17 protein-coding genes and 1 pseudogene are annotated in these 21,950 nt (G+C 46.5%); 7 read left to right on the forward strand and 11 right to left on the reverse strand.

Annotation, left to right across the window (positions count from 1 at the left end):
• Positions 1–86: 86 nt before the first annotated feature.
• The 3 genes from GXP65_RS20715 to GXP65_RS20725 all read left to right on the forward strand — a co-directional run bounded on the left by GXP65_RS20715 (position 87) and on the right by GXP65_RS20725 (position 3,177).
• The gene (locus tag GXP65_RS20715) at positions 87–815 is read left to right on the forward strand and encodes a redoxin family protein (protein ID WP_005432732.1); all 729 of its coding nucleotides are present in this window, start codon (positions 87–89) and stop codon (positions 813–815) included.
• A 227-nt stretch (positions 816–1,042) separates the two neighbouring features.
• On the forward strand, positions 1,043–2,515 hold the full coding sequence (locus GXP65_RS20720; protein WP_038889587.1) for a dihydrolipoyl dehydrogenase: 1,473 nt from the start codon (positions 1,043–1,045) through the stop codon (positions 2,513–2,515).
• Between the two features lie 380 nt (positions 2,516–2,895).
• Positions 2,896–3,177, forward strand: coding sequence for a DUF3624 domain-containing protein (locus GXP65_RS20725; RefSeq protein WP_038889599.1), 282 nt, complete (start codon positions 2,896–2,898; stop codon positions 3,175–3,177).
• A gap of 154 nt (positions 3,178–3,331) precedes the next feature.
• Here the strand turns inward: GXP65_RS20725 and argH are convergent, their stop codons facing one another.
• The 4 genes from argH to argC all read right to left on the reverse strand — a co-directional run bounded on the left by argH (position 3,332) and on the right by argC (position 8,578).
• Positions 3,332–5,206: an argininosuccinate lyase gene (gene argH, locus GXP65_RS20730; protein WP_162093615.1), complete on the reverse strand. Its 1,875-nt coding sequence runs from the start codon at positions 5,204–5,206 to the stop codon at positions 3,332–3,334.
• Positions 5,207–5,455: 249 nt separating this feature from the next.
• Positions 5,456–6,670: an argininosuccinate synthase gene (locus GXP65_RS20735; protein ID WP_162093616.1), complete on the reverse strand. Its 1,215-nt coding sequence runs from the start codon at positions 6,668–6,670 to the stop codon at positions 5,456–5,458.
• A gap of 90 nt (positions 6,671–6,760) precedes the next feature.
• A complete protein-coding gene (gene argB / locus GXP65_RS20740; RefSeq protein ID WP_162093617.1) occupies positions 6,761–7,552 on the reverse strand; it encodes an acetylglutamate kinase in 792 nt (263 codons plus the stop codon).
• Between the two features lie 21 nt (positions 7,553–7,573).
• Positions 7,574–8,578, reverse strand: coding sequence for an N-acetyl-gamma-glutamyl-phosphate reductase (gene argC, locus GXP65_RS20745; protein ID WP_162093618.1), 1,005 nt, complete (start codon positions 8,576–8,578; stop codon positions 7,574–7,576).
• 144 nt (positions 8,579–8,722) lie between these two features.
• Here argC and argE point away from each other — a divergent pair, with 144 nt between their 5' ends.
• From argE to GXP65_RS20760, 3 genes are all read left to right on the forward strand, one after another.
• Positions 8,723–9,859, forward strand: a complete 1,137-nt coding sequence (argE, locus tag GXP65_RS20750; protein WP_009697556.1) for an acetylornithine deacetylase — start codon at positions 8,723–8,725, stop codon at positions 9,857–9,859.
• A 278-nt stretch (positions 9,860–10,137) separates the two neighbouring features.
• On the forward strand, positions 10,138–12,771 hold the full coding sequence (gene ppc / locus GXP65_RS20755; protein ID WP_021017967.1) for a phosphoenolpyruvate carboxylase: 2,634 nt from the start codon (positions 10,138–10,140) through the stop codon (positions 12,769–12,771).
• A gap of 441 nt (positions 12,772–13,212) precedes the next feature.
• Positions 13,213–13,752: a PadR family transcriptional regulator gene (locus tag GXP65_RS20760; RefSeq protein WP_005532739.1), complete on the forward strand. Its 540-nt coding sequence runs from the start codon at positions 13,213–13,215 to the stop codon at positions 13,750–13,752.
• A 70-nt stretch (positions 13,753–13,822) separates the two neighbouring features.
• Here GXP65_RS20760 and metF read toward each other — a convergent pair whose 3' ends face one another.
• From metF to GXP65_RS20775, 3 genes are all read right to left on the reverse strand, one after another.
• A complete protein-coding gene (metF, locus tag GXP65_RS20765; RefSeq protein WP_162093619.1) occupies positions 13,823–14,725 on the reverse strand; it encodes a methylenetetrahydrofolate reductase in 903 nt (300 codons plus the stop codon).
• 271 nt (positions 14,726–14,996) lie between these two features.
• Positions 14,997–17,405 carry a bifunctional aspartate kinase/homoserine dehydrogenase II gene (locus GXP65_RS20770; RefSeq protein WP_162093620.1) on the reverse strand — a complete coding sequence of 803 codons (2,409 nt, stop codon included), beginning with the start codon at positions 17,403–17,405 and terminating at the stop codon, positions 14,997–14,999.
• A 16-nt stretch (positions 17,406–17,421) separates the two neighbouring features.
• On the reverse strand, positions 17,422–18,582 hold the full coding sequence (locus GXP65_RS20775) for an O-succinylhomoserine (thiol)-lyase (protein WP_005432739.1): 1,161 nt from the start codon (positions 18,580–18,582) through the stop codon (positions 17,422–17,424).
• Between the two features lie 229 nt (positions 18,583–18,811).
• Here GXP65_RS20775 and metJ point away from each other — a divergent pair, with 229 nt between their 5' ends.
• Complete coding sequence (metJ, locus tag GXP65_RS20780; protein ID WP_005432736.1) at positions 18,812–19,132, forward strand: met regulon transcriptional regulator MetJ; 321 nt, start codon at positions 18,812–18,814, stop codon at positions 19,130–19,132.
• A 111-nt stretch (positions 19,133–19,243) separates the two neighbouring features.
• Here the strand turns inward: metJ and GXP65_RS20785 are convergent, their stop codons facing one another.
• From GXP65_RS20785 to GXP65_RS20800, 4 genes and pseudogenes are all read right to left on the reverse strand, one after another.
• The gene (locus GXP65_RS20785; protein ID WP_005451474.1) at positions 19,244–20,521 is read right to left on the reverse strand and encodes a malic enzyme-like NAD(P)-binding protein; all 1,278 of its coding nucleotides are present in this window, start codon (positions 20,519–20,521) and stop codon (positions 19,244–19,246) included.
• A gap of 209 nt (positions 20,522–20,730) precedes the next feature.
• Entirely contained in the window at positions 20,731–21,207 is a 477-nt protein-coding gene (gene bfr / locus GXP65_RS20790) for a bacterioferritin (RefSeq protein WP_005432738.1), read from the reverse strand.
• 74 nt (positions 21,208–21,281) lie between these two features.
• On the reverse strand, positions 21,282–21,470 hold the full coding sequence (locus GXP65_RS20795) for a bacterioferritin-associated ferredoxin (protein WP_005432737.1): 189 nt from the start codon (positions 21,468–21,470) through the stop codon (positions 21,282–21,284).
• Between the two features lie 337 nt (positions 21,471–21,807).
• A pseudogene (locus GXP65_RS20800) lies at positions 21,808–21,950 on the reverse strand (elongation factor Tu); the annotation flags it as partial.

Below are 21,950 nucleotides of genomic sequence, written 5' to 3' on the forward strand. Positions count from 1 at the left end.
TAATGAGCTCAACAAAACGAAACTGAGCGACAAATAACGCTAAGCTCGAAAACGAATTATTTCATAAATTTAAAAAGGAAATCATCATGTTTGCATCAAAAGAAGGTCAAGCTGTACCACAAGTTACTTTTCCGACTCGTAAAGGTGACGCATGGGTGAACGTAACCACGGATGAGCTGTTTAAAGACAGAACGGTTATCGTATTCAGCTTGCCAGGTGCGTTTACTCCGACGTGTTCGTCGAGCCACCTACCTCGTTACAACGAGTTGTTCTCAGTATTTAAAGAACACGGCGTGGATGAAATTCTATGTGTGTCAGTGAACGATACGTTTGTAATGAACGCATGGAAAGCTGACCAAGAAGCAGAAAACATCACTTTCATTCCAGATGGTAACGGTGAGTTCACAGACGGCATGGGTATGCTAGTGGACAAAAACGACATCGGCTTCGGCAAGCGTTCATGGCGTTACAGCATGCTAGTGAAAAACGGCGTGGTTGAGAAAATGTTCATCGAACCAAACGAGCCAGGCGACCCGTTCAAAGTTTCTGATGCAGACACGATGATGAACTACGTAGCACCTGAGTACAAAACTCAAGAATCTATCACTGTGTTCACCAAGCCAGGTTGTCCTTTCTGCATGAAGGCGAAACAAAATCTGATTGACCACGGTCTTCAATATGAAGAAGTGATTCTGGGTAAAGACGCAACAACAGTCAGCCTGCGTGCAATCTCTGGTCGCACAACGGTTCCTCAAGTCTTCATCGGTGGTAAACACATCGGCGGTAGCGAAGAGCTAGAAGCGTACCTAGGTTAATAGTTTGCCTAATGGGCTTGGGTTGGCAATCTCGCTGTCCAGAACTCAGCCCTAGGTCTCCCGGAGCATCCCTCGCCCGGGAGACCATCCCTCTCAATCACTTCCTATGCTTAGTCTTGATAACTGGTTGTCTTCACCGTTCGACCAGTTATCAAGATTAATGAACTCAAATTCACTCATCCAAACTTAGTCACTTCAACTGCGTTTGGGAAAAACGAGAATCCATTATGAAACAGTTAAATGTCGACGTAGCAATTATTGGTGGTGGTACTGCAGGTCTTGGCGCCTACCGCGCAGCAAAAGCACACACAGACAGTGTTGTGATGATTGAAGGTGGTCCTTACGGCACAACATGTGCTCGTGTCGGATGCATGCCATCGAAGCTATTAATCGCCGCAGCAGAAAGCGTACACCAGATCGAGAAAGCACCGGGATTTGGTGTACACCCACAAGGCGAGATTTACATTAACGGTCGTGAAGTAATGGATCGAGTAAAGCGTGAACGTGACCGCTTTGTTGGCTTTGTGTTGGAAGGCGTCGATGAGATCCCTGCTGAAGATAAAGTGTCGGGTTATGCTAAGTTTGCCACCGACAACACGTTAATCGTTGATGACCACACTCAAATCACCGCTAAGCGTATTGTGATCGCAACAGGTTCTCGTCCTGCTTACCCTGCGGTATGGAATGAACTCGGCGACCGCTTAGTGATTAACGATGATGTGTTCGATTGGGATGACTTGCCAGAATCTGTTGCCGTATTTGGCCCTGGTGTGATTGGTCTTGAATTGGGTCAAGCGTTACACCGTTTAGGTGTAAATGTGAAGCTATTTGGTCTTGGTGGTCAAGTAGGGCCATTGACCGATCCTGAAGTGATGGCGTACGCCGATAAAGCCTTCAAAGAAGAGTTTTACCTTGATGCCGATGTAAAAGTTGAAAGCATGAAGCGCATTACTTCACCAGAAAATGACGGCGAAGATAAGGTAGAAATCCAATTCATCAACCACGATGGTGAACTAGAAACCTTTATTGTCGATTACGTATTGGCAGCAACCGGTCGTCGCCCGAATGTGGATAAACTCGCGATTGAAAACACCAATGTGGCATTGGATGAGCGCGGCGTACCAACGGCGGATCATTACACGTTGCAAACCTCGGTAGAGAGCATCTTCATCGCAGGTGATGCAAGTAACCAAATTCCATTGCTACACGAAGCGGCAGACCAAGGTCGTATTGCCGGTGACAACGCAGGTCGTTTCCCTGATATTCGTGCAGGTCTACGTCGCTCATCGATCTCTGCCGTTTTCTCAGACCCACAGATTGCGATGGTAGGAGAGACCTTCAAGCAACTAGAGACGCGTTTAGGCACCTGTGGCTGCTTCGCAACGGGTGAAGTCTCATTTGAAAACCAAGGCCGATCTCGTGTCATGCTTCGTAATAAAGGCATGTTGCATGTCTACGGAGAGCAAGGTACTGGCCGCTTCTTGGGGGCTGAAATGATGGGACCAAATGCCGAGCATTTAGCACACCTACTCGCTTGGGCACATCAGAATAAGATGACGGTTTCTGAAATGTTGGATATGCCGTTTTATCACCCAGTGATTGAAGAAGGCGTTCGTACCGCACTACGAGATTTGAATGCGAAGCTTCACTTAGGCCCAGAGATGATCAAACACTGTCTTGATTGTGGTCCTGGTTGCTAAGGCTCACGCTTTACCTCCTGCCAATAAACAAAAAGCCTCGTTTACACGAGGCTTTCTTATTCCAGCTTTATCAATTCAAGAATCAATAGAGTGGCGATTATGCAGTCATCATTGCGTAACGGCTAACAAGCACAATAGCGGTAAAGCCAATTGTGAAGAAACCACCAGCAAGGCCTAGTGCTACTTTAAGTTCTGTCGACATTATTATTTTCCTATTTTCTGGCTGACAGCGCACCATACACCAATTACGTGCTACACATTTTTTACCAAGCTAACTTTCCATTTTTGGTGAGATGAAATCGCTCGGAAAGAGGAGCAAAAGCACTCTCGAACTTGAGTTAAGGTTATAATCAGAACAAATAGATAGTATGGATAAAGCGATGGCTTGCCGTAGCTGTAAAGAACATTGGTTTTGGAAAAAAATTGGACGTTGTCAACGATGCATGGATCAACTGACGGTACTCTCCGTCTTATGTTGGATTGTGTGGTGGTTTGCGTTTAAAGATGATCCGCAAAGCATAGAGTCGATCGCACTGATCTTTGCCGGATTTGCATTTAATGGTTTGCTGTTTTTGCACCTTTGGATGCGCTTCGTGATTTTGCCGTGGCAGCGTCGTCGCAACAAACAAAGTAAGAATGATCATCGCTCAAACGACAGATAGAAAAAAGCCCCAAGACCAATACCGGTCTTGGGGCTCTCTTAGATTCTTCTAAGAAAAAGCAGTGGTACTTTAATAGACCGGGCTTCCTCTCAAAGGTTCCAAATTTTTTTCTGATTTTTTTAGTATTTTCTTAAATACTAATAGAATCATCAACCTAGGCTACGTTACTTTTCTGGATCAATTGTTCGAACAAGTTGATCTCCAGTGCAACTTCATCACATGCATGCTGACGTGGACACTGATCGCAATCTTTCAGTACTTTCTCAGGCAGCAATGACTTCGACGTAGGCAAGAAGCTTTGCTTCATAAAGAACTCTGGCGTACGTGTCAGCACAAAAACTTTCTTAATAGCCATCTGGCGCGCTTTCTCGACCAGATAGTTCACTATCGCACTGCCCTGCCCTTGGCCTTGCCAGCCAGCTTCAATGCCTAGAGAGCGAATCTCTGCTAGCCCTGAGTCATAAACATACAAAGATGCACAGCCTGTTACCTCACCGTGGTGCTCGGCAACCGCAAAGGAGCCAATATCACGTACCAACTCATTACGTGAGCGTGGTAAGTTCTCACCCATATTTGCCCAGTAAGCCACCATACCTTCCAGTGTCTCGATGTCCGTCAGACGTGCTGGACGTACTTTGACTGCTGAAGTATCACGTTGAGACAGACGCTTGTCTGCTTGGTCGACAGCGTAAGCCACTTGTTGAGGAGACACGCCACCAAGCGCACAACGTTTCTCAAGACATGAATCGATGGTCAGAATGTCATACACATCCGCCTCAATCACTTCCGAGAAGGATTTCAATTCTTCAATCGACAACTCTTCTAACGCGCAGCCTTTGGCAATTGCACCAACCACGGCAACGCCGACGATATGGTGGGCTTCACGGAATGGGATGCCTTTCGCCACTAGGTAATCCGCCAGTTCGGTTGAGTTTGCGTAACCTTGCTTCGCCGCTTCTAACGTACGCTCGCCATTAACCTTAATGCCATCGAAACACAATGCTGCCATTTCCATGCAGTCGTTCCATGTGTCAAGCGCATCGAACAGACCTTCTTTGTCTTCCTGCATGTCTTTGTTGTAAGCCAGTGGCAAAGCTTTCACTGTCATCATCATGCCAGCAAGCGCGCCATATACACGACCTGTCTTACCACGAATGAGCTCGAGTGCATCTGGGTTTTTCTTTTGTGGCATCAGAGAAGAGCCGGAAGTCACCGTATCAGCCAACTCAATAAAGTTAGACTCACCTGAGTTGTAGAAGATCATGTCTTCTGCCAAACGAGATAGGTGTAACATCGAGATAGACGCCACAGACATCAGCTCCATCACGTGGTCACGGTCAGAAACCGAGTCTAGTGAGTTACGTGTTGCACGATGAAAACCAAGGTTATGGGCCAGCTCTTCACGGTCGATTGGGTAAGCGGTACCAGCAAGTGCTCCCGAGCCGAGAGGACACGTATCCAAACGCTTTAGCGCATCGTTCAGACGTGAGTAATCACGCTCAAACATTTCAACATAAGCCAAACACCAGTGCGAAAACGTCACAGGCTGAGCACGTTGTAAATGCGTATAACCAGGAAGAACAGTACCTTGATGCTGCTTAGCAACGCCAACCATTTGAGTTTGTAGGCGATCAAGTGCAATTAACAGCTGCTGACCTTGCTGACGACACCAAAGCTTGAGATCGGTTGCCACTTGGTCGTTACGAGAACGTCCCGTGTGTAGCTTTTTACCTAGGTCGCCGACCTTGTTGATCAGTTGCTGCTCGACCCAAGAGTGGATATCTTCAGCGTCTGAGCGCAAGATTTGATGTGGGTCTTCCATCACTTCAAGCTTGAGTTCATTCAGTGCCAACTCAAGCTTTTGTTGTTCATCTGCAGATAACACGTCAACAGACAGCAATGCTTTAGACCACGCAATTGAGCCTACGATGTCTTGCTCAGCCAATCGGTAATCGAAACGCAATGAATCGTTGAAGTCTTTAAATCTGGTATCTGCCGCTTGGGTAAATCTTCCGCCCCATAATGCCATTGCGTCTCTCCTGATGACTATTGCTTACGCTAACGTGTTATTCATTAAGTGTTGACCAAACCGGTGGTCATTTACTCACTTTTTCTTATGCCTCAACGTTACGATAATCGCAGACAAAAATAAAGTATAAATTCAATATTTTTACATATTTATTCATGGTTATTTTATCTTTATGCCAATGAGGTCAGCAAAAAACAAAAAGACCTGCCAACAGTGGCAGGTCTCTTACTTATAAGGCGTTAAATTGGCTTATTTTTTCTGGCTGTTCAACGCACGAATACGGCTTGACAGCGAGTAAAGACGGATAAAGCCTTCAGCATGGCTTTGGTCATAAACTTCATCTTCACCAAAAGTAGCGAACTCTTCAGAGTACAAACTGTTGTCCGAACGTTTTTGCGTCACTGTTGCTTGGCCTTTGTAAAGCTTCACTACCACTTCGCCATTCACGTCTTGCGCAAGCTCTTCAGAAGCCGCAAGAATAGACTTACATAGCGGGGTGAACCAACGACCATCATAAACAAGGTGCGATGCTTTCAAGCCAAGCTCTTCACGGAATTCAAATGATGCTTTGTCCAACACAAGTTGCTCTACCGCACGCAGCGCTTCCATCATGATGGTGCCACCCGGAGTTTCGTAGCAACCACGAGACTTCATACCCACTAAACGGTTTTCGACAATATCGATACGACCAACACCGTGCTTCGCACCTTTCTCGTTTAGATATACCAACGCGTTGTATGGTGTCATCGCTTCACCGTCTACCTCAACAACTTCACCTTTCGCTACTTTCAGCGTCACGGTTTCAGCTTCATTTGGTGCTTGCTCTGGATCTACCGTCCAAGCCCAGCAATCTTCATTTGGCGCATTCCATGTATCTTCTAGAACGCCACCTTCAGTAGAAATGTGCCATGCGTTCGCATCACGCGAGTAGATCTTAGTAAGAGATGCTGAACAAGGGATATTGCGCTCTGCTAGGTAATCCAAACACTCTTCACGGCTCACTAGATCCCACTCACGCCAAGGCGCAATAACATGCAGATCTGGTGCTAGCGCTGCAAATGCACCTTCAAAACGTACTTGGTCGTTACCTTTACCCGTACAGCCATGACACAGCGCGTCTGCGCCAACTTTACGTGCGACTTCAACTTGGGCTTTGGCAATAATTGGACGCGCCATTGATGTACCTAGTAAGTATTTACCTTCATAGTAAGCACCGGTTTTTAGTGTCGGGAAAATGTAGTCCGCCACCATTTCTTCTTTCAGGTCTGCGATGTAACACTCAGAAGCACCAGAAGCTTTTGCTTTTGCTTCAATGCCTTCTAACTCTTCTGCACCCTGACCAACATCGGCAACGAAAGCCACCACTTCACAGTCGTAGTTCTCTTTTAGCCACGGGATGATTACTGAAGTATCTAGACCGCCTGAGTATGCGACTACCACTTTATTTACGTTCACTTTGCTCATGTTTTTTCTCCAAACTTAACTGGCGCTGCTCTCGGCGGTCAGTGCCAACCACTTCCTAATGTTGAATTCTTTAACTGTTTTGCTTCTGCTTTATTGCGGCAGAAACTGCGTTCCAATACTTTCACCCGCGAATAGCTGGGTCAGTTTCTCTGGGTAACGCCATGTCGCGACTTCGATAGGACGACCAAGATCATTGGCGGCCTCCAAAGCAGCTTTAACTTTGACGATCATGCCGTCGGTGATCACTTGCCCTTGGATCAATGCATCAGCTTCTTGCTCAGATAGCGTTTTGATCAAATGCCCTTTGCCATCGAGTACACCGCTAACATCAGACAGAAGCACTAGCTCCGCATCTAACGCACCGGCCACGGCAACCGCAGCTTGGTCAGCGTTCACATTCATCATCTGACCTTTTTCAGTCAGACCAATTGAGCTGATGATCGGCAGTGCACCTGCGTTTAGCACAGCTTGTAAAAGGGTTGAATCACCTGGTGATGCTTTACCTACAGCGCCTAACTCTGGGTCAAGCTCTTCAACATGACATAACCCACCATCAGCGAGGCTAAGACCCACCGCATTCAGACCATCTGCAATCGCTTGACCTTGAAGCAACTTGTTTGCGGTACCTGCAAGCGCGCCTGCAATCACAGGAATTTGCTCATAAGGCGTCACACGAAGACCGTTTTTCTTTACGGTTTCAAGCTGAAGCTTTGCCATCAACTCATCAACTAGGTAGCCACCGCCATGAACGATGGCGATTTGTCGCTGTGCCGACTTTTGATAAGCCGCAATGGCACCAAACAATTGGCTTAAGGTTTTAGTGCAAGATAGAGCTGCACCACCGAGCTTAATGACTAAAGGAGCTTGATTGGTTTGCGTCATCGCATTTCCCTCTTTCAACGACTACAGCAACGCTGTCAGTTCTGGGTAACCGTAATGAATATTGAGACATTGCATCGCTTGACTCGATGCACCTTTAAGTAGGTTGTCGATTGCCGAAATCACAATGATGTGTTCGCCTTGTACCTTCCAGCCGATATCACAGAAAGGGGTATTTTCGACATCCTGAATACGTGGAATACCGTCACCTTTAAGGCGAACCGCAGGCTTGCCTTGATAAGCTTGTTCAAACGCTTGTGCCACTTGTGCTTCCGTCACGCCTTGCGACAGTTTCATAGTGATCGTGGCAAGAATGCCGCGCTTAAAGTTGCCTAGGTGTGGAGTAAAAATCACATCGCAACCCAAGTGCTGAGCAATCTCTGGTTGGTGACGATGGTTAAACACACCGTAAGGTTGCAAGCTCACTTCGCAGAAGCTGTTAACCATGGAAGCTTTACGCCCTGCGCCAGATACACCACTGGTTGCATTAATCACAGGCCATTGGTTGGTATCCAGTACTGCGTGTGCTAATAAAGGTTTGATTGCAAGCTGTGAAGCGGTTGGGTAGCAACCTGCTACTGCAATCAAAGGAGTGGTTTTTATTGATTCTTGGTTCCACTCCGCTAAGCCGTATGCTGCTTTATCTAACCAGTTGTTATATTGATGTTCGAAGCCATAAAAGGTGTTGTAGAAGCCTTCGCTTTTCACACGGAATGCACCCGATAAATCGAATACCTGACATCCCGCCTCTAAAAAGATAGGAGCCAAGTCGTGGCTTACTTCATGTGCTGTGGCCAGAAAGACCACATCAGACACTTGAGCGACTTGCTCAGGGTCAGTCAGTGGTGAAACTGGCATATCAATCACACCCGCTAACTTGCCGTGCAATTGAGCAATATTCTTTCCTGCATCTACGCTATTGGCGGAAACGTATAAACCTGATAGCGTGAGTTCAGGGTGTTTGTTGACCATTAAAGCCAACTCTGCGCCGGTGTAGCCGCTGGCTCCGATAATCGTGGTTTTTAGCATTACATGACATCCATATACTTAAGGCTCAAAGTGACTATTCATATTTAATTTTTGCTTTATTTTGATTTTTTATTCATTAAATATGATTTAATATGTGTTTTACATTTTTGTGCTCTGTCTGTCAACAGGAGAATTGAAGAATCCATGCAATTACCAAGTTTTCTAGAGGTCTATGAAGGACTGATCAGTACCTCTTCGATAAGCTCAACCGATCCAAGTTGGGATCAAGGCAATGCCAAAGTGATCGAGAAGCTGGCATCTTGGTTTAAAGATCTTGGCTTTAGTGTTGAAGTGATCGAAGTGGAACCAGGCAAACACAATATGATCGCACGTATGGGTGACGGTGAAGGCGGCTTACTTCTCGCAGGCCACAGTGATACCGTGCCATTTGATGAAGGGCGCTGGAGTTTTGACCCACATAAGCTGACCGAGAAAGACAACCGCTTTTACGGTTTGGGTACTGCTGATATGAAAGGCTTCTTTGCCTTTATTTATGAAGCGGTAAAGAAAATCGACTGGAGTAAGCAAACCAAGCCGCTTTATGTATTGGCGACCTGTGATGAAGAAACCACTATGCTAGGTGCCCGTCATTTCACTGAGAACGCGCCTTTTAAACCGGATTACTGCATCATTGGTGAACCTACTAGCCTAGTGCCTATTCGTGGTCACAAAGGACATGTGGCAAATGCTATTCGCGTAACGGGTAAATCTGGTCACTCATCGGATCCAGCACTTGGTGTCAACGCCATTGAAATCATGCATGAGGTCATGTTTGCCATGATGCAACTGCGCGACAAATTGGTTAAAGAGTATCACCATCCGGGTTTTGCCATTCCAAGCCCAACCCTAAACCTTGGTCATATCCATGGCGGTGACAGCGCAAACCGGATTTGCGGTTGCTGTGAACTGCATTATGACGTGCGTCCTCTTCCTGGTATCAGCCTTGATGGTTTAGAGAACATGTTGCGTGGCGCATTAAAAGAAGTCGAAGCGAAATGGCCAGGGCGATTAGAGATTATTCCCCTGCACGAGCCAATTCCGGGTTACGAATGCCAACATGACCACCCATTTATCGGAGGTGTGGAAGAAATATGCCAAACCAGCTCAGAAACCGTTAACTACTGTACTGAAGCGCCTTTCCTTCAACAGTTGTGTCCAACGCTGGTTCTCGGCCCTGGTTCTATTGACCAAGCCCACCAGCCAGATGAATTCCTCTCTTTCGACTTTATTGACCCAACTATCGATGTGCTGTCTCGTGCGATGGTGAAATATTGTTGTTAGTCGCATTCTGTACTTTCCTGACAATGCAGCTCAATTGAGCTGCATTTTGTTATCTTCGATTCTCTTCTTCTAGCACGCTATATCCTTCTTTAAGCGGCTATTTTGTAATTAATTTTCACTTCTACCGAGAGAAGCTGACCTAATTTTGCTCTAAATCAGGTCAGCAGCGGAATAATTACAAACTTACTCTGCTTTATTTGACTAGAACTGGTTATTTTCGCTAGATTGGAGTCTTAACAAGGACAATGGATGTAGTTTTTTTACGAGGCAGGATGACAATGAACGAGAAATACGCCGCACTCAAAAGTAATGTGCGCATGTTGGGCCACCTTCTGGGTAACACGATTCGTGATGCTCATGGCGAAGAAATCTTCGAGAAAGTGGAAACCATTCGTAAATTATCCAAATCGGCTCAAGCTGGAAATAGCGCTGACAGAGAAAGCTTAATAGAAGAAATTAAAAGCCTGCCAGATGAGCAATTGACGCCCGTTACTCGCGCGTTCAACCAATTTCTAAACCTGACCAATATTGCTGAGCAATACCACACCATTTCACGCCACTGTGAAGAGCATATCTGCGAACCTGACGCAATTAACTCGCTGTTCTCGAAGCTAGTGCAAAATGATGTGAGCAAGCTAGACACGGCACAAGCGGTTCGTGACCTGAACATTGAATTAGTTCTCACTGCGCACCCGACCGAAATCACTCGTCGCACCATGATCAACAAGCTGGTGAAGATCAACGAGTGCCTATCTAAGCTAGAGCTGAGCGATCTCTCTTTCAAAGAGCGTAAAAAAACTGAACGTCGCCTTGAGCAGCTGATCGTTCAAAGCTGGCACTCTGACGTTATTCGTCAGCAGCGACCTACACCGCTTGATGAAGCTAAATGGGGCTTTGCCGTAGTCGAAAACTCACTATGGGAAGCCGTACCTGACTTCTTACGTGAAATGAACGACCGCCTAAAATCTTACCTTGGCGAAGGTCTACCAATTGATGCTCGCCCTGTGCACTTCTCATCTTGGATGGGTGGTGACCGCGACGGTAACCCATTTGTGACCCACAGTGTGACTCGTGAAGTACTGCTTCTGTCTCGTTGGAAAGCGGCAGACCTGTACCTTAACGACATCAACGAGCTGATCAGCGAACTGTCTATGACAGTGTGCAACGACAAAGTTCGTGAGCTTGCAGGTGAAGATCAACACGAACCATACCGTGCGATCCTAAAACAGCTACGTTCACTACTGAACGAAACCAAAGATATTCTCGACGCGAAAGTTCACGGCCAGAAGCTGGCAGTCAAAGCACCTCTGCAAAAAGTAGAGCAACTTTGGGAACCACTTTACGCGTGTTACCAGTCGCTAAACGAATGTGGCATGGGCGTGATTGCCAACGGCTCACTGCTGGATACGCTGCGCCGCGTTAAAGCCTTCGGTATCCACCTAGTTCGCCTCGATATTCGTCAAGAAAGTACTCGTCATGCTGACGTGCTTTCTGAATTGACTCGTTACCTAGGCATTGGTGACTATGAGCAGTGGAGCGAGCAAGACAAGATCGCTTTCCTAACCAACGAACTTGCGTCTAAGCGCCCTCTTCTACCTCGTGACTGGGAGCCATCAGAACCTGTTAAAGAGGTTTTGGATACCTGTAAGATTGTTGCCGCACAACCTCGTGAAGCGTTTGGTGCTTACGTTATCTCAATGGCACGTACCGCTTCTGACGTACTTGCCGTGCACCTACTACTGCAAGAAGCAGGTTGCCCTTACCGCATGGACGTATGTCCACTGTTCGAAACGCTAGACGACTTGAACAATGCGGAAGCGGTTATCAAACAGCTGATGGGCATCGACCTATACCGTGGCTTTATCCAGAATCACCAAATGGTGATGATCGGCTACTCTGACTCTGCAAAAGATGCAGGTGTAATGTCAGCAGGTTGGGCGCAATACCACGCGATGGACTCACTGGTTAAGGTTGCAGAAGAAGAAGGCGTTGAACTCACACTGTTCCACGGGCGTGGCGGTACGATTGGTCGTGGTGGCGCGCCAGCACACGCTGCACTACTGTCTCAGCCACCTAAGAGTCTGAAAGGCGGTCTGCGCGTAACAGAACAAGGTGAGATGATCCGCTTTAAGCTGGGTCTACCTGATGTTGCCGTTAACAGCTTCAACCTGTACGCAAGTGCAATCCTTGAAGCAAACCTACTTCCACCACCGGAGCCTAAGCAAGAGTGGCGCGACCTGATGGACGTGCTGTCGGAAGTGAGCTGTGAATCCTACCGCAGTGTCGTTCGTGGCGAACCAGACTTCGTGCCTTACTTCCGCCAAGCAACACCAGAGCTTGAGCTAGGTAAACTGCCTCTAGGTTCACGCCCAGCGAAACGTAACCCGAATGGTGGTGTAGAAAGTTTGCGTGCGATTCCATGGATCTTCTCTTGGAGCCAAAACCGTTTGGTTCTACCAGCATGGTTAGGCGCAGGTGAGGCCATTCAGTACTCGGTAGACAAAGGTCATCAGGCGCTACTGGAAGAAATGTGTCGTGAATGGCCATTCTTCTCAACTCGCCTAGGTATGCTTGAGATGGTGTACACCAAGTGCAACATGGATATCTCTCGTTACTATGATCAGCGCTTGGTTGATGAGCCGCTTCAGCCGCTGGGTGATCGTCTACGTGAGCAACTTCAGCGTGATATTAAGTCAGTACTGAATGTAGAGAACAACGAGAACCTGATGCAAAGCGATCCTTGGGGCCTAGAGTCTATTCGCCTACGTAACATCTACGTTGAGCCATTGAACATGCTTCAAGCGGAATTGCTGTACCGTACTCGTCAAACAGAAGAAGCTTCTGCAAACTTAGAAGAAGCATTGATGGTGACGATTGCTGGTATCGCAGCAGGTATGCGTAACACAGGCTAACTGAGCTACGTAGAAAGAACCAAAAGGCTGAGCAAAAGCTCAGCCTTTATTATTATCCGCCAACCACTTCTACTATTTGAACAATACGCAACCAGCTTATTAATCCGCACAGAAAACAAAAAGTCCCCATCAAACAAAATAATTCACTATACAAAAACACTATTGAGTATTTTATTAGTTTTTTTGGGTAATTTTGTCCTACTATTCCACTTCATGCTTATTATTTATATACTACTTCCCTGCTGGAAGCTCACAAATCCAATCAAATAAGCTCCAGCTCGATGGAAACATCCATCAACTCTAGGTGATAAACGGCTTTAAGGTGACAGGACCAACATTGTTGGTGCTATCTACACATTAAAAAACTTAAGCGTCATGAAGAACGCAAATGAAAGTGTAGATAGCTTGTTTACAAGTTTATTGACCATTTGGATTGAAGACATGTCATTACCACACGTAATTCTAACTGTACTTAGCACTCGCGACGCTACCGGTTACGACATCACTAAAGAATTCTCAGCTAGCATCGGTTACTTCTGGAAAGCAAGCCACCAACAAGTTTATCGTGAACTTAATAAAATGGCTGAGAAAGAGCTGGTTACTTGCGTATTAGAACCTCAAGAAGGCAAGCCAGACCGTAAGGTTTACTCAATCACTGACGCAGGCCGTAGCGCATTGGGCGAGTGGTTTGATCAGCCAACTGCACACCCAACTGTACGTGACGAATTCTCAGCGAAGCTTATGGCTTGTGCCGTGCAACCTGCAGCGCCGTTCCGTGACCAGCTTTCTGAGCTTGTAGAAGAGTCTCGTAAACTGGTTGCTCACTACAAAGAAATCGAAGCTGCGTACTACGCAACGCCATCAACGCTAGACAAGCAAGCGCGTCTAGAGCGTCTAACACTTCGTCGTAACCTAATGCTACGTGAAGCGTGGATTAACTGGGCAGAAGAAGTGCTAACAGAACTTGAAGTGATCGGCTAATTCGTCACTTTAAATGAAACGAAAAAGGCTTGCCGTTAGGCAAGCCTTTTGTCTATCTGGGGAAAGTATCTTAAGCACCGACTACAACTTGTGGACGAACACCTAGAGTGTGGCATAGCGCATAGGTCATTTCCGCACGATTCAGGGTGTAAAAGTGGAAATCTTTCACACCTTCACGGCTTAGTACACGCACCATATCAATCGCTTGGCTTGCACCGACCAGCTGACGCGTCACTGGATCATCATCCAAGCCTTCAAACTGCTTGCTCATCCAACCTGGCACTTTCACATTGTTCTGTGCCGCAAAGCGAGAAGCTTGCTTGAAGTTCGAAACAGGTAAGATACCCGGAACGATTTCTACGTCGATTCCAGCAGCTACACAGCGGTCACGGAAACGCAGGTAAGACTCCACATCAAAGAAGAACTGAGTAATCGCACGGTTTGCACCTGCGTCGACTTTACGCTTTAGATTCAGTAGATCCGATTGCGCGCTTTTCGCCTCTGGGTGTACTTCTGGAAATGCCGCTACAGAGATATCGAAATCATGGCGTGCTTTAAGCAGCTCAACCAAGTCCGACGCATACATATCTGGCGCGCCACCACCCGGTGGAATATCACCACGTAGCGCTACGATGTTCTTGATACCGTTATTCCAGTAATCATCTGCAATGTCGATCAGCTCATCACGAGTTGCATCAATACAGGTTAGGTGAGGCGCAGCCACAAGACCCGTCGCCGCTTTGATTTCTTTAATGATCGAGTGGGTTCTATCACGCTCGCCTGAGTTTGCGCCGTACGTAACAGAAACGAATTTTGGTTGAAGAGTTTTAAGACGATGCACTGAGTTCCACAGTGTTTCTTCCATCTTCTCACTGCTCGGCGGAAAAAACTCGAATGAGACGTTGATATTGTCTGATAGTTCAGCGATATTCTGGTTTAAGGCATCGATGTGCCCTGCATGCGTGTATCCCATCTTACTCTCCCTGTGGCAACTCCACCACGAAATCAAAATTCCTCAAATCGACGTTTAGACGTCTATATGTCTACAGAATGTATTGAATACGATTTAATGTCAACCTTGTGATTATGAATTTTTCTCAAGTTCATAATGAGGATAGTTCAAGTTGCTTGGCGGCTTATCCTTAGCCTCGCTTTCCGATTCAGTATGGCATTATCCAAATAATAAAAAACCCCGGAAACGCTCCGAGGTTTTGTTGTCGTTCGCAAAAATGGGTTTGGTCAGATCAGAACAAACCAGCCAAGCGATTCAGGTCTGATTGAATGGCCCCTGCGGTTACTTCACGTCCTGCACCTGGCCCACGAATCACTAGTGGATTGTCTTTGTACCATTTACTCTCAATGGCAAAGATATTGTCACATGGCAGCAAATTCGCTAAAGCATGTTCACGTGATAACGCTTCAACGCCTACTGTTGCTTTGCCATTACGCTCTAGACGAGCCACATAACGCAGCACTTGGTCGTTTCTCTGCGCCTTGGTCAAACGTTCTTGAAGAATCTCGCTGAGAATATCTCCTTGGTCGAAGAACGCGTCTAGGCTCAAGTCTCGCAATTCTGCTGGCACCAGCGACTCTACTTTCACGTTCTCTGGTTCAATATCCAAACCAGATTCTCGCGCTAAGATGACCAGCTTACGCATCACATCAGAACCATCAAGGTCAGAACGAGGGTCAGGCTCAGTCAAGCCTTGTTGCCATGCTAAATCGACAAGCTCAGCAAAAGGTACCGAACCGTCAAACTGTTGGAATAACCACGATAACGTACCGGAGAAGATGCCTGATAGTGCGACGATATCATCACCACTTTCACGCAAATCTCGAACGGTATGGTTGATTGGTAGCCCTGCACCAACGGTCGCATTGTACAACCAATGGCGGCCAATTTTAGCAAACGCGTCTTGTACTTGATGGTAGTACTGACTGTCCGCCGAACCTGCTACTTTGTTCGCCGAAATTAGGTGAATGCCTTGCTGTGCGATTTCCACATAACGTGTCGCCAGCTCTTTACTTGCCGTAACATCCAGCACCACGGCTTCATCAAAGTTTTGTATCGCACCAAGCTTCGTCAGCCAGTTGCCATCATTCTCTGTGCTTTCATCATCAAAACGCTGAGCAACCGTCGCGGCATCAATACCGTTTTCATCAAACCAGTACGTTTGGCTGTCGACAACCGCTACCAAGTCAAAGCTCATACCGTGACGTTTTTCGAGCTCTTCTTTTTGCTCTGCGAACAGTGATAACCAACTTGACCCAATGTTGCCTTTACCACACAAAGCCACCGCTACGCGCTTTTGTGCTTGGAACAATTGGCTATGAATACTTTGTACTAGCCCTTCGACTTCAGCACGACGCAACACGGCAACCAAACTCAAGCCAGATTCCGTCTCTGAAATAAACTCCACCGGAGCGTGTTTCAATTGCTGGTAAAATCCAAAGCAGTGATTAGCATTTTTCGTCACGCCGGCACCGACTGCAGCCAGTAATGAATAGCCCTCTTTCAGTTTGATTTCCGCTTCAACGGCCAACTCTTGCAGATAGGTTAATGCGCCGCCAGCAATCTCTGCGGTGTAGGCTAAACGTAAGGTCTGCTGATCTTCTTGTGCTTCGAATGCTAAAGGCTCCAATTGAGCACGTTTTAGCGCCTGCAGAACTGCTTTCTGCGCTCGCTCAAAATCGTGACCATGGATAAAAGACAGCTGCACTAATAGCACTTCATCAAGAGAGGTAATGATTTTTGCACCGCGGCCGGATGCCAATACACGTTCGATTCGTGTTGAGCCAGACTCTGGCTGGTAGCTGCATTTTAGGTTCAAATCCATCGCGCTTTGAGCCACAGGCTGAAGTGTACGACTGTGTAACACCGGCGCAGCAAGACGAGCCAGCTCACTCGCTTCATCCAAGCGCAGTAGAGGGAGCAGGCAAGCATCCGATACCAAACGAGGATCTGCGCTGTAAACGCCAGCCACGTCACTCCAGATGGTCACCGAATTAACTTCAGCTAAAGCACCAATCACGGTTGCTGAGTAGTCTGAACCATTGCGTCCAAGCAATATTGTCTCACCCGCTTCGTTTTGCGCCATAAAGCCAGTAATGATGACGCGTTTATGGCTGTGTTGAGCCAACGCTTCTTTAATCAATACATATGAACGAGCACGATCAACCTCTGGCTGTGTGCCAGCTTCCGCACGCAGAAAGACACGTGAATCTTGCGCTACTGCTGGCAGATCCTGCTGTGATAACAGCGCAGCCAGTAAGCGTGAGGACCATACTTCGCCATGACCTAAAACCGCCGCTTTTTGTGTTTCAGTTAGTGGCGCTGTTAACTCTGCCAAGGTACTGAATTCATCTTGAAGAGAAGCAAGCAGTTGCGCTTGAACTTCGCCCTCTAGTAAAGCTTCTACCAATTCAGTTTGGAACTGTCGCAAGCTCTGCAAGGCTTCATGGGCAATGCGGCCATCTTTATCTAAGCCTTCTAAAAACTCGATCAAGCGGTTGGTGGTTTTCCCTGCCGCAGAGACCACCACCAAGTCATTTTCTGCCGAATACTCTTTAAGAATAGTTACCACGCGCTGGTAGCACTCGGGGTTCGCTAAGCTGCTGCCGCCAAATTTATGCAGCTGACGTTGTACACTCATGACCTTCCTCTCCCAATTACTGTGCTGCTTTCGCGAATGCTTGCTCAAGATCGGCAATCAGATCTTGCGCATCTTCTAAGCCAACAGATAAACGCAGTAACTGTTGAGAGACACCTGCTTCAGCCAGTGCTTCTTCACCCATCGCACGATGCGTCATTGAAGCTGGGTGGCAAATCAAGCTTTCTACGCCACCTAGCGATTCTGCAAGAGAAAAGAGTTCAAGTTCTTTAACAAACACTTTTAGCTGATCAAATGAGCCAGCAAACTCAAAACTCAGCATAGAACCAAAGCCCGACTGTTGCTTCTTCGCGATGTCATGACCTGGATGCTCTGGCAAACTTGGATGATAGATCTTCGCCACCAAAGATTGCGTTTGCAAATACGCTAACACTTGCTGAGAGCTTTCTTCGTGAACTCGCATTCGTGCACCCAACGTACGAATTCCTCGAAGTGTCATGTAGCTGTCGAATGGCGTACCCGTTGCACCAATGCAGTTACCCCACCATGCCAGTTCTTCAGCATGCTCTTCAGTCTTGGTGATCACCACACCACCAATTACATCCGAGTGACCATTGATGTATTTCGTCGTTGAGTGGATAACAAAATCCGCACCTAGCTCCAAAGGCTTTTGGTACACAGGTGTCAAAAAGGTATTGTCCACGGCAACCAGTGCGCCGACTTGTTTTGCCTTTTCACACACAGCGGCAATATCGACCACGCGCACAAGCGGGTTTGACGGTGTTTCTAGCAAGATAAGCTTTGGCTTTTTCGCAATCGCCGCATCCAAAGCTTGCTGATCCGACTGATCGACAAACTGCACTTTAAAATCACCCTTGTTCGCACGAGTATTGAAAAGACGATAAGTACCGCCGTAACAATCGTGTGGCGCAACAATTAAGTCATCAGGACCAAGAAATGCCGATACCCAAAGGTTTAGCGCTGATGTACCGCAGTTAGTGACAACCGCACCTTTGCCTGATTCAAGCTCATACAACGCTTGCTCGAGCAAACCTCGGTTAGGGTTACCAGAACGGGTGTAATCGTATTGTGGGACTTCACCAAACGCTGGGAAGCCATAGTTAGTCGAAAGGTAGATTGGTGGTACAACAGCGTGGTATTGACTGTCTGACTCGATACCAGTGCGTACAGCAATGGTTGCAGGCTTACGGGTGCTCATGAGTGTATCCTTTCACGGGTGGTGACATCTAAATGGGAATGCGCTATATCTAGCTTGTATTGTTCAATTGATTAATACGCTTCCCTAACTATTAACCTCACTTTACTTGTCTAAAAATAAGACGTCAACACTTCTAGACGTCTATATGTCTTTGCTTATGGCGGTAAATGCAGCTAAAATCAGCACCTATATTTATTTTTCTAACTTATTACATTAATGAAGGTGCGCAATGGCTGACTGGAATGGCGAATACATTAGCCCGTATGCAGAGCACGGTAAAAAAAGCGAACAAGTAAAAAAGATTACCGTCTCTATCCCGCTAAAAGTTTTAAAAGTGCTGACTGATGAGCGAACTCGCCGCCAGATCAACAACTTACGCCATGCGACTAACAGTGAACTACTATGTGAAGCGTTCCTACACGCTTACACAGGTCAACCACTGCCAACTGACGAAGATCTTCGTAAAGACCGTCCAGATGATATTCCTACAGAAGCGAAAGCACTGATGACGGCAATGGGCATCGAATTCGAAGCGTTTGACGAAGAATAATTGCTTACAAATTCGTCAACATTGTGAAGCTGCACCGGGGGTAGCTTCGACCAAACGAAAAAGGGACGCCATCGCGTCCCTTTTTTGTTTGTCGTCAGAAAAGACTCTGGCTTACTCAGCCATGTAGTTTTCTGGCATTTCAATACGTGCCACACCTGAATCAACAGCAGCTTGAGCAACCGCTTTTGCGACACGTGGTAGTAGACGTGGGTCCATTGGTTTTGGAATGATGTAGTCAGAGCCAAACTCTAGCTTATCTACGCCAGCCGCTTTCAATACCGCTTCTGGTACTGGCTCTTTCGCTAGTTCACGAATCGCATCAACTGCCGCTAGCTTCATCTCATCGTTGATTTCACTTGCACGAACATCCAATGCACCACGGAAGATGAATGGGAAACACAATACGTTGTTTACTTGGTTCGGGTAATCACTACGACCTGTACCCATGATCAAGTCATCACGCACTTCATGAGCCAGTTCAGGTTTGATTTCTGGATCTGGGTTTGAACATGCGAACACAACTGGCTTGTCTGCCATTAGCTTCAATGCTTCTGCAGGTAGTAGGTTTGGACCCGATACGCCCAAGAACAAATCCGCACCTTCAATCACATCTTCTAGCGTACGCTTATCTGTGTTGTTTGCGAATAGTTGTTTGTATTCGTTTAGGTCGTCACGACGTGTATGGATCACCCCTTTACGATCCAGCATGTAGATCTTCTCACGCATTGCGCCACATTTGATCAACAGCTCCATACATGCCACGGCCGCAGCTCCAGCACCAAGACAAACGATGGTTGATTCTTCTAGCTTCTTACCTTGCAGCTCGATTGCGTTCAACATACCCGCAGCGGTTACGATTGCTGTACCGTGTTGGTCATCGTGGAATACAGGTACGTCACAGCGTTCGATAAGACGCTTTTCAATCTCAAAACAATCTGGTGCCTTGATATCTTCTAGGTTAATACCACCGAAAGTGTCAGCAATGTTAGCTACTGTGTCTACAAATTCGTCGATCGTGCGGTGTTTTACTTCGATATCAATTGAATCTAGACCAGCAAAGCGTTTGAACAACAGCGCTTTACCTTCCATTACTGGTTTAGATGCTAGTGGCCCAAGGTTACCAAGACCAAGAATCGCCGTGCCGTTAGAAATAACCGCAACCATGTTGCCTTTCGCCGTGTACTTGTACACGTTATCAGCGTTCTGCGCGATTTCACGTACAGGCTCTGCAACACCAGGGCTGTATGCCAATGCAAGATCATTTGCTGTCTCTGCTGGCTTAGTCAGTTCTACTGCAATTTTTCCTGGGGTTGGGTACGCATGGTAGTCCAATGCTTGTTGGCGGCGTTCTTCTTCTGGGGTGACTTCTTGGCGATTGTCTTCAGACATGGATCGTTTCTCTTTTGTTATTTTTTCGGTAAGGGGGAATAAATTCTAAAGGATAGAAGTCAATCTTCATAGGTAAGATTGCGAGCGATATCCTTAAAAAAGGTAATAATGTAAGAGATAAGACCAGATATCTGCGATTAGCACCTGATAGACAGATCAGGTGCACTTTTAATCACTTTCTTTCGACGAGAAAACAGCGAAATATAATCCTACTCTTCGTCGACATACTGCGCTTGTAAGTAATTTTCGATACCAGACATTTCGATCAAGCCCAATTGCGTCTCAAGCCAATCAACATGTTCTTCTTCGTCCTCAAGAATATCTTGAAAAAGGTCACGCGAAACATAATCACGAATATCTTCCGCATAAGCGATGGCATCTTTTAGATCTGGGATGGCTGCCATTTCGAGCTTCAAATCGCATTCGATCATTTCTTTGGTATCTTCCCCAATCATCAACTTACCAAGATCTTGTAAGTTAGGCAGACCTTCCAAAAACAAGATACGTTCGATCAGGTGGTCAGCGTGCTTCATTTCATCGATCGACTCGTGGTACTCCTTGTCAGCGAGGTGCTTTAAACCCCAGTCTTTGTACATACGAGCGTGCAGGAAATATTGATTGATAGCGACGAGCTCGTTGCCGAGCACTTTATTGAGATGTTGGATTATGATTGGATCGCCTTTCATGACAAAGCCCTCCTCTTTGGCTTCATTTAAATGTAGAAGCAAATGAGAAGGTGTCAAAAAGGCTTAGCGAATAATTAGCTAGCTTGTTTCAGTGTTAGGTATTCTGTTTCCGCTAAAATTTCTTTAGCTTGCTTGATGCACTTACCGCACTGACTGCCCAACGCTGTGCATCGTTTGATCCCTTTGATGTCTGATACGCCTTCATCTATCGCCAACTTCCTAATCTTCTTGTCAGAGACACCATGGCAAAGACAAACGTACATACTCACAACCTTTAAATTTCACTTTGGGAAGAAATATAAACAAGAATCGTTATTGTTACCAGTTGTATTAAGGGGAATAACAGAACGTTTTGTTATAACGATTTCAGCCGTTTTAGAGGCTTTCAATGACTTAGCAGACAGCTAGAAACTAGGGGAAAATTGAGTAGAGCTAAGGTTATGTTTTTCAAAAACAAAAAATATGACAAAGAAAGATTGGCTTATAACCATATTGGAGGGAAGAATTGCAGATATAAAAAAGGGAAGCCTTAGCTTCCCTTTTTCTAGCGCTTTCTTCAAAAAGAAGAAGAGTGCAAGATTACGATTAATTCAGTAAGAATTAGTCGAAGATCTTAGCAACAACACCAGCACCTACAGTACGGCCACCTTCACGGATAGCGAAACGTAGACCTTCGTCCATAGCGATTGGAGCGATTAGCTCAACTTGCATTTGGATGTTGTCGCCTGGCATTACCATTTCTA

It is taken from the genome of Vibrio sp. LB10LO1, from assembly GCF_010092875.1.
Lineage (GTDB): Bacteria > Pseudomonadota > Gammaproteobacteria > Enterobacterales > Vibrionaceae > Vibrio > Vibrio campbellii.